The sequence below is a fragment of the Aeromonas sp. Y293-4 genome (assembly GCF_027705905.1).
In the GTDB taxonomy this organism is placed as follows: domain Bacteria; phylum Pseudomonadota; class Gammaproteobacteria; order Enterobacterales; family Aeromonadaceae; genus Aeromonas; species Aeromonas veronii.
Window position 1 is genome coordinate 337,436 of record NZ_JAPDCI010000003.1, and the last position, 14,596, is coordinate 352,031.

The 14,596-nt window shown below is 55.4% G+C and carries 9 protein-coding genes and 3 tRNA genes; 6 read left to right on the forward strand and 6 right to left on the reverse strand.

Annotated features, from left to right (window positions below):
- Nucleotides 1–122: 122 nt before the first annotated feature.
- The 4 genes from OKC31_RS05510 (at nt 123) to OKC31_RS05525 (ending at nt 5,029) form a co-directional block, all read left to right on the forward strand.
- The gene (locus tag OKC31_RS05510) at nt 123–821 is read left to right on the forward strand and encodes a hypothetical protein (RefSeq protein ID WP_247823256.1); all 699 of its coding nucleotides are present in this window, start codon (nt 123–125) and stop codon (nt 819–821) included.
- Between the two features lie 45 nt (nt 822–866).
- On the forward strand, nt 867–1,355 hold the full coding sequence (locus tag OKC31_RS05515) for a CS1 type fimbrial major subunit (RefSeq protein ID WP_270656453.1): 489 nt from the start codon (nt 867–869) through the stop codon (nt 1,353–1,355).
- A 64-nt stretch (nt 1,356–1,419) separates the two neighbouring features.
- Nucleotides 1,420–3,837 (forward strand): TcfC E-set like domain-containing protein, encoded by a 2,418-nt coding sequence (locus OKC31_RS05520; RefSeq protein ID WP_270656455.1) that lies wholly within the window; start codon nt 1,420–1,422, stop codon nt 3,835–3,837.
- A complete protein-coding gene (locus OKC31_RS05525; protein WP_139493522.1) occupies nt 3,824–5,029 on the forward strand; it encodes a hypothetical protein in 1,206 nt (401 codons plus the stop codon). The genes OKC31_RS05520 and OKC31_RS05525 overlap by 14 nt, the downstream gene beginning before the upstream one ends.
- Here OKC31_RS05525 and OKC31_RS05530 read toward each other — a convergent pair.
- Nucleotides 5,026–5,664 (reverse strand): response regulator, encoded by a 639-nt coding sequence (locus tag OKC31_RS05530; RefSeq protein WP_151285611.1) that lies wholly within the window; start codon nt 5,662–5,664, stop codon nt 5,026–5,028. The genes OKC31_RS05525 and OKC31_RS05530 overlap by 4 nt on opposite strands.
- Before the next feature lie 122 nt (nt 5,665–5,786).
- Between OKC31_RS05530 and OKC31_RS05535 the strand changes: the two genes are divergently transcribed.
- Nucleotides 5,787–9,230: an ATP-binding protein gene (locus tag OKC31_RS05535; protein WP_270656456.1), complete on the forward strand. Its 3,444-nt coding sequence runs from the start codon at nt 5,787–5,789 to the stop codon at nt 9,228–9,230.
- Here OKC31_RS05535 and OKC31_RS05540 read toward each other — a convergent pair.
- The 5 genes from OKC31_RS05540 to astB form a co-directional block, all read right to left on the reverse strand.
- On the reverse strand, nt 9,204–9,494 hold the full coding sequence (locus OKC31_RS05540; protein ID WP_005353834.1) for a hypothetical protein: 291 nt from the start codon (nt 9,492–9,494) through the stop codon (nt 9,204–9,206). The two genes, OKC31_RS05535 and OKC31_RS05540, sit on opposite strands and share 27 nt — an antisense overlap.
- A 142-nt stretch (nt 9,495–9,636) precedes the next feature.
- Nucleotides 9,637–9,721: transfer RNA gene (locus OKC31_RS05545), tRNA-Tyr, on the reverse strand.
- 34 nt (nt 9,722–9,755) lie between these two features.
- Nucleotides 9,756–9,840 (reverse strand) — tRNA-Tyr (locus tag OKC31_RS05550).
- 34 nt (nt 9,841–9,874) lie between these two features.
- Nucleotides 9,875–9,959: transfer RNA gene (locus OKC31_RS05555), tRNA-Tyr, on the reverse strand.
- 240 nt (nt 9,960–10,199) lie between these two features.
- Nucleotides 10,200–11,537 (reverse strand): N-succinylarginine dihydrolase, encoded by a 1,338-nt coding sequence (gene astB, locus OKC31_RS05560; protein ID WP_157162146.1) that lies wholly within the window; start codon nt 11,535–11,537, stop codon nt 10,200–10,202.
- Nucleotides 11,538–11,892: 355 nt separating this feature from the next.
- On the opposite strand from astB, the gene topA reads away from it, so the two are divergent.
- The gene (topA, locus tag OKC31_RS05565) at nt 11,893–14,514 is read left to right on the forward strand and encodes a type I DNA topoisomerase (protein WP_157162147.1); all 2,622 of its coding nucleotides are present in this window, start codon (nt 11,893–11,895) and stop codon (nt 14,512–14,514) included.
- The last annotated feature ends 82 nt before the right edge of the window (nt 14,515–14,596 follow it).

A 14,596-nucleotide genomic window follows, 5' to 3' on the forward strand; every position in this document is an offset into this window, starting at 1 on the left:
ACGAATCGCCGAGCCAAATATGATCATCTGGCGATCTGCATATATGGAATTCGTATATTTTTCGGAGCCTTCAATGAATGAAGGCACCACTCTCTATCGTTTTTACAGTGTGATAATTATTCATGAATAAGATTTTTACTGTATTGCTGCTTATATTCAGCAGCAATGCCTTGGCATCGCCGGATATTAGCGTTGGCACCTTATATGACTATATGTCGGCAGAAAAAACTACGCTGCTCAAGCGGGTTAGAAATCTTGGTGATGAGACGGCATTTGTCAAAATAACCTTGGCCGAAATTATATATGATACCGATGGCGTGCCGAAGGAGCAGGAGTTACCGGAGGAGGGGGTTCGTCAGTTGGTGATCAGTCCCTCCAGGTTGATTATCCCTGCTGGCGGCTCACAGGCTACCCGTTTTATCTATATGGGAGTGCGGGAGCGAGAACGTTATTTTCGGGTGCGTTTTGTACCGGTCAAGCCACAGGATGATGAAATAACCGAATTGCCACCACAACAGCAAATTAGCGCCGGGGTCAGCATCATGACCGGTTATGGCACCATTTTGTTTGTGGCACCCAAAGAGACCCATTATGACACCCGGATTGGCCGCAATAACGGTGCCCTCTATGTGGAGAACCGGGGCAATGCCACCGTTATTCTCGATTATCTGGAGCTGTGTGACAAAACGTCATGCAGCCAACCGGAGAAGCTGCATCTGTTGCCCGGCGTTAAAAAACGGGTCAGCCAAGATGCCACCAGTACGGTTCGTTTTGAACTGATAGAAGGAAAGCAATCGGTATTCAAGGAGTTCAAGGCCTGAACATCGATATGTCATATGAATATCATCAAAGAATAAGGAGTGGTTATGAAGAGGTTATGGTTCACCCCCGCACTGTTGTTGGCAAGCAGTACCCTGATGGCGGCCGAGCGCATTGAGCATACTGTGACGGTAATGGCGCAGATCCCGACCGAAAACTTTTATGTGCAACCCGTGGGTGACTGGATGAGTACCCCACAGAAACTGACCTTTAACCCCTTTAGCCAAAAGCTGGATCCCTTGGCCAAGCAGCTGGAGATGAAGAGCACCATTGGTCCCATCAAGGGTTATCTGGTTTATCCCGCAACCATGGCCAGCGTCAAGGAGAGTATCGGTTTGACGGTCAAGGTGGCAGGCGTTGCGCTGACCACTACATCTGCTGACTTGCTGAATCAGGCAGATGCCAATACTGGCAAACAGGTAGGGCTGGAGATTATTCCGGCCGCGGCGCCAACCGGTGGCTACAAGCCCGGCAACTATCAGGGGATTGTCAGCATGATGTTTGAATCGGAGGCACCGCCTGCTCAAGGCAGCTGACATGAGTATGTGGGGGTCATCAGGCCCCCTTTAATTGATATTCCAGGCATTCAGGTTGCACTTCATGGTTCGTTCTCTTCTTCTCTTGCTCGGGTCGTTGCTCTCTGCCTCATTGGCGGCGGCAGACCCGGCACTGTTGCTGCAACAGGCGCAGCAGTTGCCGGAAGGGTTTGAAGAGCACTTTTTTGGTGTTCCCCTGATGGTGCGAGTCACTGTCGACGGTCGCCTGCTGGGGGATGGGGAAGTGCTGCTCGGGCGGGATAACTCGGTACAGCTGCTTTCACTGGTGGATGTGCAGGAGAGCGATTTTGACGAGGGTACGCGTGAACGCTGGTTGAGCAAGTTGGGAAGTCATCTGCCACTCGGCGAGTGCGGCCGTGCCTGTCCCGAAGGCATAGTGGGGTTGCAATACAGCCTGGAGGAGTCCCAGCTCTCGGTGCTGACCGGTCAGGTGGAGCTGGGGGCGCGGGATCAGCGCTTTATGGCGCTGCCTCAAGAGAGCAAGGGGTTGCTGATCCAGAACCAGCTGAACCTGGTGCAGGGCACTCAGCGCCATGGACACTACAACCTGCAGCTGGAGGGCAGCTGGGGACCGTGGACCCCTTTTATGGAGGGGGATGCCACCCGGCAGGAGGGGCAATCGAGTGAAGTCGGCCTGGCTCAGCTTTATGGCGAGCGGCTCCATGAGGCCAATTTTTATCGTCTCGGCTTCTTCTTTCCCTCGGCGCAGGGGTTGGTGCGTCAGCCCAACTACTACAGTGGTGCGACGCCTACAGTGCTTGGTGTGATGTGGGGCAGCTCGGATCTGTTGCGCCGGGAACGCGGGGTACCCAGTCTGGCGCCGATCCAGGTGGCACCGGCACGGCCGGGCATGGTTGAGATCTATCGGGACGGCAACCTCATCCAGTCCCAGCCGGTCGTATCCGGTCTGCAGGCGCTCGATACCCGCTCGCTACCCGGTGGTATCTACGAGGTGGAGCTGCGGCTGCTTGAGGATGGTCAGGAGACCCGCCGTTGGCGCGAAATGATCTACAAACCCTCCAACTGGCAGACACCGGAGGAACCGTGGCGTTTCAACCTGTTTGCCGGGCGTCAGACCCGCTGGCTGGTGCGGCAGGGAGACAGCGATCTGGAAGGCGCCAGCGGTGGTGCTGCGGTGAACCACCTGCTGCTTCCCTCGCTGGTGGTGGGGGCGGGTAGCCAGTATGTGGACAGACGTGCCCAGCACTCCCTCTCACTCGACTGGGAGGCTACCAGTCAGCTCCACGGCTTTGCCTCCCTCAACCAGAGTGTCGGCATGGGATGGGGTTACGATCTGCAGGGGATCTACTGGCATGGCAATAGCAGTCTGGTGGCCAGCCATTCACGCAATCTGCGCAAGCAGGGGGAGGCAAGTTCGGTGTCCAGCCTGTCACTGCAGCAGTCGTTGGAAAAGTGGGGCTCCCTCGGTGTCTATGTTTCTCACCAGTCTGGTCGTGGCAATGGTGCTGATGTGGGGTGGCACTATAGCGATCGGTTGTGGGGGCGTTGGGTGACCTGGGGCGTGACCCTGTTCGATCGTCCCGGCAGCGAGAGCACGGCGCAGCAGCGGGATCGCGGTAGCACGCTGAGTCTCACTATCAACTTGGGGGGAGATGATCGCCAGTTGTCGCTGGGGCTGGGCAGCAATACCTCACGCTCGGGCGGTGCCCAGCGCAGCGCCTATCTCAACTACCAGCAGGAGGTGGATTGGGGCCCGCTGCGTCAGGTCAGCGTGGGCAGCACCCATGACAGCTATGGTACCGGTCTATCCGGCTATGGTCGTTTCGCGTCGTCCTGGTTGGGTGGCGACCTGTTTGCCCAGCACTCCTCCTATAACGCAGAGGTGACCGGCGGCGTCAACCTGGAGAGTGTGCTGGCGCTGGGGCATGAAGGGGATCTGGCGCTCGGTTCCCGCGATATGGGCGGTATGGGCAATGAGGCGGCGATGATCCTCGATATTGCGGCCGATGATGAGGCAGCGCGGATCCGGGTCAGCGACGATCTGGGCAGCGTACAGACCCTTGGGCCCGGTCGTCATCTGGTCTCAGTGCCAGCCTTGCAAAGTGGCGCCTTGCAACTGGAGATGGCCGACCACGAGGGGATGCCACTCACCATCAAGCCCACCGTGCTCCCCTACCACCTTAATCGCGGCGGGGTGGGTTATGGCCAGGTGAATGCTGTGAGCACCGTTACTGTGATTGGTCGCCTGCTGGACGAGCAAAGCCAGCCGCTGCGTGGTGCCATGGTCAGTAACCCTATAGGGCGGGCATTTACCGAAAATGATGGCTTCTTTGCGCTGGAAGCGAGCCGACGACAGCCGCAATTTAGCGTGGAACACAATGGTACCCTCCATTGCAACAACTCATCAGGAGTGCAGAGTCGTACGGAGGCATCGGAGATTATTATGTTGGGAGAGTTAATATGTTCACCTGGTGTGACTGTAAAAAATGAAAACTATTAAAATATTAGTTCTACTGATGTTTAGTCACTCTTCTTTGGCTGATGTGATTGATATTACTGCAGACTATAAACCTGAGAGCTATGAAGTGAGTGGTGGGCGTTTTATCAACACCACTCCGTGCGATGTCGGTCAACCGATTTCTTATTGTGACCCACAGAATCCGCTAGAGTCATCGGTTATAGTAAAACTCCCAGTGTCGATAGCAAAAACAATAAATTCGGCGAAGGGTAAACAGAACTACCTAAGTTACTATCGACTTTCTGGTCCTAAAAAAGTGACGTTGACGAACAGCAACAATGGAGAACGCCATGAATTGGCATTTATTCCAACCAATATAGGTGCCAAGGTAATAAAAATGGAGTATCCAATTGTCAATAATAATAGATGGCCCATGCATACTATTGGTGGTGATTGCTATCAAAGCTTTAGTACTTGGGGGTGGTCAGGGTCTGTAGTAACTGGGCAACTTTTTTTATACTCTATTAATGATTTAGCTCAAAATGGTGCGTCTGAGTGCTATCACAATAGCCAACTTGGTGATGGAACATCATACTCTGTCGATTGGCTGAATTATGGCTTTCGTATAAAAGCACCTAATCCATTGACTATGTCAAATGGAAAGTATACCGGTAGTTTAAAAATAATGGTGGGTCGTAATAAGGATATTGACCTAGGTGATGCAACCTATTCTGGGGGAACAGAGCATGAACTTAAATTTACACTGACAGTCCGTCATCAATTGAAAGTTGATTTTCCCAAAGGAGATAGCGATGGCCATAGCCAAGTAACCTTATTGCCACCAGGTGGGTGGAGTAATTGGATTCATAGTGGAAAGCGAGAGCCAAATTTCTTGCAGCAAGACCTTCCTTTTCGGATATGGTTTAGTGCCCCATTTACAGTCGCACTGCGTTGCCAATATCAATGGTCTACTAGTGGTGAGTGCGCATTAAAAGATAGCAAGGGACGAACAGTACCATTAAAAACATACTATGTGAACAGATTCAATGAAACGACTTTATTGACTACAAATAAATCCAAATTTGTACTTCCTGTACAGGGGATTCCTGTTATCAATGCAGCCAGAGCAATTCGATTTCAGATAGTGGGTGGGACGGTCGCCGAAATGATGAAATATCCTGGTTCCTCCTTTAAAGGCGATGTCACCTTGATATTTGATGCGGCTATCGATTAGCAGAGTCCGTTGCTTTTGGCATAGTCAAAGAGTGCGCTATCGCTGCTAATGCCCAGCCGAGTCATGGCACTCTTTTTCTGAGTGCTGATGGTTTTGACACTGCGATGAAGGTAGTTGGCAACTTGGGTGACCGACATGCCGCTGGCCAGAAGACGCACTACTTCACTCTCCTTGGGCGTAAGCAGGTTGTTGTTGCTTTGCCCGGAAATACCGGCACTGGCCAGCAGCATTTGTACTGCCGGGCCAATATAGCGATGGCCGAGCAATATCTGGCGAATGGCATCAGCCAATTCATTAATAACCGATTTTTTCAGTATCAGACCGTTGACCCCAACCTGAATAAGGGATTGCAAGATGGCGCTGTTCTGGATCTGGGTCAGCACAATAATGGGCAGGTTTGGATAATCCCGACGCAACTGCTGGATCATCACCAGGCCATCACAGCGGATATCTCCCGGCATACTGAAATCAGTGATCAACAGATCACAATGATGCTGTTGCAATAATTTCAGCAAGTCAGATACCTGATATGCCTCGGCGATCACTTCACAATGGGGTGTTATCTGGTCAATCAGGCTACGGATCCCGGTCAGAATCAAGGGGTGGTCATCGGCAAGAATAATCTTGAAGGACATGGATGAGCCTCTTATAAAACGGTGAATAATATTCAGGCTACCAAAGCTAACATTTCTATACTACCGTGCGCACCCCATTTTTTCAGGTGCATATAACTTTTTATAAATATATGTGAATCGTTATGTCTATATATTGTTCGCTTATGTCATTAATCAAACGATTCATAATTATTGTCGCTGTTTTTTCCTTGACGCCTTCCGTATTTTCGGCGGAGGTACATTCTGTGCCAACGATTGAAGTGGGCATATTGGCTGGCGGATGGGGACCATTCCAGCAGTGGGACGGCAAGGTCGCCGCTGGCTTCAGTGTTGAATTGATGGAGCAATTGGCCAAGAAGCTGGACTACCGGATCGCCTGGCAGGTCTACCCTGACTGGAAAACCATGTATGCCGATGCCTGCCGTGGCAAGCTGGATATCCTGCTCGATGCATTTAATTGTGAGGTGCGTCAGTGTGTCACCTATAGCCTACCTTACTACACTTCGCCGACCGTGGTGGTGGTTCGCCAGGACAGCCCCCTGTTTCGGGATGTGAGCCGGTTGCAGTCCGCCAGCATTGCTATCGAAAAAGGCTTTCTGACCGAGAAGCTGGTCAAGCTGCACTATCCCAATGTCACACCGCGACTCTTTGTCGATACACACCGTGCATTGCAGGCGGTTGAGCAAGGTCGGGCAGATGCCTACATCGGCAACCTTCATGTGGCCAATCTGTTTATCGAGCGTCACCCGGCGTTGGCGGTGGTTGCCCAGTCTCCCTTATTGATGGAAACCCTGCATCTTGGCGTCGCCAGCCAGAAACACACTCTTGCCATCCGGCTTGATACTGCCATTCAGTCGCTAACGGTCGAGGCGCGCAGTGAACTGGAGAAACGCTGGTTGGGGGAGAGCCTGGAGCCCAACTTTATGGGGCACAGTCATTTTTTACTGCGTCCTGATGAGCGTGGCTGGCTCTCGATGCTGCCACCGCTCAAGCTGGGGCTGATCCCCGGCTGGGTGCCCTTCTCTCATCTCGATGAGGAGGGCAATTCGGTCGGCTTGATAGCGGATTATCTGAAGGTGTTGCAAGAGAAGTTGGGGTTGGCTTACAGCCGAATATCGGTAAAGGATTGGCCTGACCTGCAACAGCAACTGCTGCATCACGAAGTCGACCTGGCGGTATTACCCGCTCGCATTATCGAGCGGCTGGTGGGTTGGCATGCCAGCGAACCCTTCGCATCATTCCCGATGGTGCTGGTGACGGCGCGCGGTAGTATTCCGATCGGGGATCTCTCTGATCTGGCTGGTAAAAAGCTGTTGCTGACCGACAGCATGCTGATCCCCCAGCTGAGGGCAATGGTGCCTGACCTTAAACTGATCACGACCAAGAGTGCCAGCGAGGGGCTCGCCCAGGTTGCAGCAGGTCAGGGAGATGCCTATATCGGCAATCTGGTGGTGGTTTCCCGTATTATCACCGAACAGTTTGATGACCGACTTCATATTGCCGCACCCACCCCCTTCAAGGATGAGTTGGCCGTTGCGGTACGTGAGCCTTACATCCCCTTGCTGCCCCTGGTCAACCGGGTGCTTGCCAGCATGAGCGATAAGGAGAAGCGACAGATCCGCAACAGTTGGCTGGCGCTGAACTATAGCGAGGGGATCCCCAGAGCAAAATTGGTGCGTACCCTGTTGCCTACCGGAGTGGCGATCATGTTCTTTATCCTGGTGCTGTCGGTAGCTTACTGGCGGCTGCGTCAGGAGATAGCCCGTCGGCATCTGATTGAGGCCGCACTGGCCAGAGCCAAGGCCAAAGCGGAGTCTGCCGCCACCCAGAAAGGGGAGTTTCTGGCCACCATGAGCCACGAGATTCGCACGCCCATGAATGGCATTGTCGGTATGGCGGAACAGCTCACTTTTACCGAGCTGACCCAGGATCAGCGCCAGATGGTGGAGGTTATCAACCGCGGTGCCCAGGGGTTGCATGCGCTGATCGACAACGTGCTCGACTTCGCCAAGCTGGAGGCGGGCAAGATGCAACTCGAAGAAGCGCCGTTTCTTGTCCGTGAATTGATCGACAGCGTGCTGACCATGACGGTGAGCGAGGTGCATCACAAGGGGTTGCGCGTCTATCTCTGGGCGGATGCCGGTGTGGCGGCTCGGGTTAGTGGTGATGCGCTGCGTCTGCGCCAGATCCTCTTCAACTTTGTCAGCAATGCCATCAAATTTACCGAGCGGGGCTTTATCGAGATCTCGGTGCAACTGCTGTCGCAGGGGGAGGGGCAACAGCAATTGTGCTTCGGTGTGCGCGATAGCGGCATCGGTATGAGCCCGGAGGCGCTTGGCCGGATCTTCAATGCCTTTGAACAGGCTGAGAGATCCACCACCCGCAGTTATGGTGGTACCGGCTTGGGCCTGAGTATTTGCCAGACTCTGGCCACCTTGATGGGTGGCGAGATCCGGCTGGAGAGTGCCCCTGGGCTGGGCACTTTCATCAGCCTGACGGTCACGTTGCCAGTGCTGGCACAGCGAGAGCCGGATCCTCGTCTCAATGGCGTGCAAGCCCACATCGATCTCCATGACGAGAAGTTGTGCCACACCCTGTTGTTGCAACTTGATGCCTTGGGGGTAACACGAACGTCGGAGTCTGGTGATGCTCAGTTGCGTTTCACAGACCATGAGTTGGCGGGCAACAGGGTCATCCGGGTGCTGCCGCTGGCAACCCCCCTCGGTTATCGTTGTGATGAGGAGGGTTGCACCCTCAACAGCAATCCCATGACCTGGCATTCGGTGCGGGAAGTTTGCTATCACCAGCTTGGCTTGAGCGATGGGACGGCAACGAAAGGGATGCGAAAGAGCGCATCCATGCAGCCCTGTCGGGTATTGCTGGTGGAGGATAATCCCCTCAACCAGTCGCTGGTAATACGCCAGCTCAGGCAACTTGGGATGAACTGCGATGTGGCAGAGCATGGCCAGCAGGCTCTCGAGATGGTCGCGCAGCATGCCTATGAGCTGGTGCTCTGTGACTGTCAGATGCCGGTGATGGATGGTTATGAGTTCACCCGCAGGATACGGGCTGCAGAGAAAGGCGAGCGGCAGCTGATCATCGCCATGACGGCCAATGTGTTACCAGAGCAGGCTCAGCGCTGTTTTGCCGCGGGCATGGACGATCTGTTGGGCAAACCGGTGCTGCTGGATACTCTGCGCCAGATGTTGCAGAAGTGGCGAATCTTACCCGCGCCAACCTTGATTGATATTGCGGCCATGGAGGCATTTTTTGGTTATGGTGACAAGTTGCAGCAGATGTTTCCGCTTTTTCGCCAGGAGCTTGAACAGTCGATGGTGCAGGAGCCACTTGATGACAATGCATTGGCCAATTGGGTGCATCGTCAGGCGGGGACCATCAGCATGATGATGGCGCCGGAATTGGCGGAACAGGCATGGCGATTGGAAGAAAAAATCCGTCAGTTTGGATCGCCAGCTTGTACAGATGAGCTGACACGCTTTCGTGCCCAATTACAGCAAATCATCGATGAATTGACGTTATTGAGCGAAAGAGAGGGGCATTCAGTTATCCAAGGAGAGCTGGAGTAAGGGAAACTGTTCGCTCATAAAATTGCGGGGGCTGTGGCCATTGCCTGCGCTGGCCAGCCACTCCCAATCCAGTTTTGGCGAGCCCGCTTTGAAGCGTTGATAGGCAACGCCCTGATGAATGGTCAGAAAGAGGGTCGTGGGGAGTCCCAGCTTGTTGCTGTAGCGCACCATCAGATCGCCCTGATAGTCGTTGCTGATTCTGACTTTGAGCGCCTGCAGTGTCAGACCGGTGGCGTGACCATGCTCGTCCCAGACTTCAAACATGATGTGAACACTCTAATGTCGATGATGCCACGATGAGCAAGATGGGATGCAATTGCAACTGTCAGATCTGACAATGCCGAAAAAGTGTGAGGGGGATAGCAGAAAGCGAAAACCCGGCGCGAGGCCGGGTTTTCTTGAATGATGGTGGAGGGAGAAGGATTCGAACCTTCGAAGGCAGAGCCGTCAGATTTACAGTCTGATCCCTTTGGCCGCTCGGGAACCCCTCCACGGGGTATTGCTTTCAACTTGTCGCACTTGAAATGGTGGAGGGAGAAGGATTCGAACCTTCGAAGGCAGAGCCGTCAGATTTACAGTCTGATCCCTTTGGCCGCTCGGGAACCCCTCCACGGGGTATTGCTTTCAACTTGTCGCACTTGAAATGGTGGAGGGAGAAGGATTCGAACCTTCGAAGGCAGAGCCGTCAGATTTACAGTCTGATCCCTTTGGCCGCTCGGGAACCCCTCCCCAAGTGCGAGGCGCATACTATCAGATCCAGAGGCTTTGTGAACCCCTTGATGAGGCATCTGGCAGTAAAAAATGACTGTTCGTCGATTTTTTGATACATCCAGCTCAAAATTCAAGCTTATCAGCAAGTTGTGCGCTGCTTTTCTGCACAAAACAGCATCCGTGCAAGCTGGTGAGCGCGCTGAAGACAGGCAGATAGCAGAAGACCGCCAGTGTCGGCGGTCTTCCCGGGCATCACATCTAGCGCTGGAACGGGTAGACCGAACCCAGTTTCAGGATCTGGGTAAGTTCGTCCAGTGCGCTGCGGGACTCCTGCGCCAGTGCCGGATCCCGCAGGTCATCGAGGGTCAGGCTGTCACGGTAGTGGCGATCTACCCAGCCATCGAGGCGGGCAAACTGGCTGTCGTTGATGAGGCAGGCCGGATTGACCGCTGCGAGTTCCTGATCGTTCATGGCAACCCGCAGTCGCAGGCAGGCCGGGCCGCCTCCATTGCGCATGCTCTGTTTCACATCCATATAGTGGACCGCCTTGATCGGGGTGCCCTGCGTCAGCAGTTTGCCGAGATAGGCCGACACCGCCGGATTGTCGCGGCACTCGGTGGGGGCGATGATGGCCATCTCACCGCTCGGCAGGGTGAGGATCTGGGTGTTGAACAGGTAGGATTTCACCGCATCCAGCACGGATACCTCGGCGGTCGGAACTTCGATAAAGTGCAAATCTCCTTCGCCAAACTTGCCGCGGATTTCGGTCAGCACCGCTTCGGTGTTGAGGAACGCTTGTTGGTGGAAGAAGAGCACGTTCTGGTTGCCCACCGCGATTACGTCGTTATGGAACACCCCCTGATCGATCACCTCCGGGTTTTGCTGAATAAACACCACGCTCTCCTCGCCAAGGCCATGCAGGCGGGCGATGGCTTGGCTTGCCTCCAGAGTCTGGCGGGCCGGATAGCGCTTCGGCGCCGGGCGGGAGTAGTCAAAGGCGCTGCGGCCATAGACAAACAGCTCGACCCCCGCCTCGCCATAGGCGCGGCAGAGGCGGGTGTGGTTGGCTGCCCCCTCGTCGCCGAAGTGGTCATTTTCCGGCAGATGGAGGTGGTGGCTGAAGTGGCGATCATTGTTGAACACGGCGCGCAGGATGCGACCAGTGACGTCAGGCTCCAGGGAGCGGTGAAACTTGTTGGTCAGGTTGGCGGGGGTGAAGTGAATGCGGCCATCCTGGGTATCGGCACTGGGAGAGACGGTGGCGGCGTTGGCTGTCCACATGCTGGAGGCCGAATAGCAGGCAGCCAGTACGGCGGGAGCCTGTTTGGCGGCCTGTTCCAGCACCCGGGCATCGTTGCCGGTGAAGCCGAGGCGGCGCAGGGTGGCGAGGTCGGGACGCTCTTGTGGCGCCAGTACCCCTTGGGTCATGCCAAGCTCTGTCAGCGCCTTCATCTTGCGCAGCCCCTGCTTGGCGGCCTCTTTCGGATTGGAAGCCTCCTGGGCATTGCTCTGGGAGGCAACGTTGCCGTAGGAGAGGCCGGCATAGTTATGAGTCGGGCCGACCAGACCGTCGAAATTGACCTCGAAGTGCTTCATTGAGTACATCCTTTCGATTTTTATGATGGGTAGCGGTTCCTTCCGCGCGCAATGCGTCGGGGTTGGGCCATTATAAAGAGATTTTATGTTTTTGTAACAAGCCGGTAACCAGCAGACGTTTTTATGTCGTTTCAGATATAAAAAGAGGGGCGGTATGGCAGAAAATTGAAAAAGCGGTTGCGTCCGGCCTGTTGCCTTCGCATTAATAAATAAAGAAGCAATAAAAGAAGCCGTGTGGTTCGGGCTGGTCAGGCAAATTTGCTCACAAGATTGCTTTTTCGCGCCAAATCTCTTATACAGCCCCACAAAACCGCACACCAACCCCGTCGGGTGCAATGAGGATAATAGTTACAGCATGGGCAAATCACTGGTCATAGTGGAGTCTCCGGCCAAGGCCAAGACGATCAACAAATATCTGGGCAAGGACTACGTGGTGAAATCCAGCGTGGGTCATGTTCGCGATCTGCCCACCAGCGGCAGCGCCAGCACCGAGCCCAAGAAACCTGTCATTCGCGGCATCAAGTTGAGCGAATCCGAGAAGGCTGCCAAGGATCGCAAGGCCCTGTTTGCCCGGATGGGTATCAATCCGACCGCTGGCTGGCAGGCCAACTACCAGATTTTGCCCGGCAAGGAGAAGGTGGTCAGCGAGTTGCAAAGTCTGGCCGAGAAAGCCGACACCATCTATCTCGCAACCGACTTGGATAGAGAAGGAGAGGCGATCGCCTGGCACCTGCGCGAGATCATCGGTGGCGACGACAGCCGCTACAAGCGCGTGGTGTTCAACGAGATCACCAAGAGCGCCATCAAGGAAGCGTTTGCCCAGCCGTCCGAACTCAATATTGACCGCGTCAATGCCCAGCAGGCCCGTCGTTTCCTCGACCGCGTGGTGGGTTACATGGTCTCCCCGCTGCTGTGGAAAAAGCTGGCCCGTGGTCTCTCCGCCGGTCGAGTGCAGTCCGTTGCGGTGCGTCTCATCGTCGATAAAGAGCGCGAAATCAAGGCGTTCGTTCCGGTCGAGTTCTGGGATCTCAATGCCGACCTGCTGACCGCCGACAAGAGCGATCTGCGGATGGAAGTGGTCAGCCGCAATGGTGCCGACTTCAAGCCGGTGACCCAGGCCGAGACCTTTGCCGCCGTGGCGGCCCTGGAAGGGGTCGACTACAAGGTGGTGAACCGGGAAGACAAGCCGACCGGCTCCAAACCGTCCGCGCCGTTTATCACCTCCACCCTGCAGCAGGCGGCCTCTACCCGTCTGAGCTTCGGGGTCAAGAAGACCATGATGATGGCCCAGCGTCTCTATGAAGCGGGTTACATCACCTATATGCGTACCGACTCCACCAACCTCAGCAAAGAGGCGGTTGAGGCGGTGCGTGAATATATCGGCGAGCAGTATGGCGCTGCCTATCTGCCAGCCGAGCCGAATTTGTATGGCGCCAAGGCCAATGCCCAGGAGGCGCACGAAGCGATCCGTCCCTCCAACGTACAGGTGACTGCCGAGATGCTGGAAGGGATGGAGCCGGATGCCATGCGTCTGTACGATCTCATCTGGCGTCAGTTTGTTGCCTGCCAGATGACCCCGGCTCAATACGACTCCTCCACCCTGACCGTCAAGGCAGGTGAGTTCGAGCTCAAGGCCCGTGGCCGTACCCTGCGTTTCGCCGGTTGGACCAAGGCACTGCCGCCGATGGGTCGCAAGGGCGAAGATAGCCAGCTGCCGGCGGTGAGCGTTGGCGAGGTGCTGAAACTGGTCAAGCTGGATCCGCGCCAGCACTTCACCAAGCCGCCTGCCCGTTTCACCGAAGCTGCGCTGGTGCGCGAGCTGGAAAAACGCGGCATCGGCCGTCCGTCAACCTACGCCTCCATCATCTCCACCATCGTTGATCGCGGTTATGTGCGGGTCGAGAGCCGCCGTTTCTTCGCCGAGAAGATGGGCGAGATCGTCACCGATCGTTTGGTGGAGAACTTCGTCGAGCTGATGAACTACGAGTTCACCGCCAAGATGGAAGACAAGCTCGATGGCATCGCCGAAGGGAGCCTGGAGTGGAAGAAGGTGCTGGACGCCTTCTACGCCGAGTTTACCCAGGAGCTGGAGAAGGCTGACAAGGCGCCCGAAGAGGGCGGCATGCGTGCCAACCAGATGGTGATGACTGACATCGACTGCCCGGATTGCGGCCGCAAGATGGGGATTCGTACCGCCACAACCGGTGTGTTCCTTGGCTGCTCCGGCTATGCCTTGCCGCCGAAAGAGCGCTGCAAGAAGACCATCAACCTGGTCTCTGCCGATGAGTTTGTCTCCGCCACTGACGGCGAAGAGGCGGAAACCGAAGCGCTGCGCGCCAAGCACCGCTGCGGTGTCTGTGGTACAGCAATGGATGCCTACATCATCGATGACAGCCGCAAGCTGCACGTCTGTGGCCGCAACCCGGACTGCGATGGCTACGAAATCGAGAAGGGCCAGTTCAAGCTCAAGGGCTACGAAGGGCCGAGCATCGAGTGCGACCGTTGCGGAGCCGAGATGCAGCTCAAGAACGGCCGTTTCGGCAAGTACATGGGGTGCACCAACGAGACCTGCAAGAACACCCGCAAGATCCTGAAAAACGGCGACATCGCGCCACCGAAGGAGGATCCGGTGCCGCTGCCAGAGCTCAAGTGCACCCAGTCCGATGCCCACTTTGTACTGCGTGACGGTGCTGCCGGTTTGTTCCTGGCGGCCAGCAACTTCCCCAAATCCCGCGAGACCCGCGCGCCGCTGGTGGAAGAGCTCAAGCGCTTCAAGGATCGCATCTCTGCCAAACACAAGTATCTGGCGGGAGCCCCGCTCACCGATCCGGACGGCAACCCCGCCATCGTACGCTTCAGTCGCAAGACCAAGGAGCAGTACGTGATGAGCGAGGTCAACGGCAAGGCGACCGGTTGGACCGCTCACTACGACAACGGTACCTGGCAAGAGAGTTTGCCAAAGGCTAAAAAAGCCTGATGAAAAGAGGCCCCGACAAGGGGCCTCTTTGCTTATGGATAGCGGTATACTGAGACAGCTGCAAGGAGTGCAGCTGTCATCA

Excerpts from the sequence above, each read along its gene's own strand:
- OKC31_RS05530 (WP_151285611.1), bottom strand. The coding sequence starts at position 5,664 with ATGTCCTTCAAGATTATTCTTGCCGATGACCACCCCTTGATTCTGACC.
- OKC31_RS05540 (WP_005353834.1), bottom strand. The coding sequence starts at position 9,494 with ATGTTTGAAGTCTGGGACGAGCATGGTCACGCCACCGGTCTGACACTG.
- astB (WP_157162146.1), bottom strand. The coding sequence starts at position 11,537 with ATGAAGCACTTCGAGGTCAATTTCGACGGTCTGGTCGGCCCGACTCAT.
- OKC31_RS05510 (WP_247823256.1), top strand. The coding sequence starts at position 123 with ATGAATAAGATTTTTACTGTATTGCTGCTTATATTCAGCAGCAATGCC.
- OKC31_RS05515 (WP_270656453.1), top strand. The coding sequence starts at position 867 with ATGAAGAGGTTATGGTTCACCCCCGCACTGTTGTTGGCAAGCAGTACC.
- OKC31_RS05535 (WP_270656456.1), top strand. The coding sequence starts at position 5,787 with ATGTCTATATATTGTTCGCTTATGTCATTAATCAAACGATTCATAATT.
- topA (WP_157162147.1), top strand. The coding sequence starts at position 11,893 with ATGGGCAAATCACTGGTCATAGTGGAGTCTCCGGCCAAGGCCAAGACG.
- OKC31_RS05525 (WP_139493522.1), top strand. The coding sequence starts at position 3,824 with ATGAAAACTATTAAAATATTAGTTCTACTGATGTTTAGTCACTCTTCT.
- OKC31_RS05520 (WP_270656455.1), top strand. The coding sequence starts at position 1,420 with ATGGTTCGTTCTCTTCTTCTCTTGCTCGGGTCGTTGCTCTCTGCCTCA.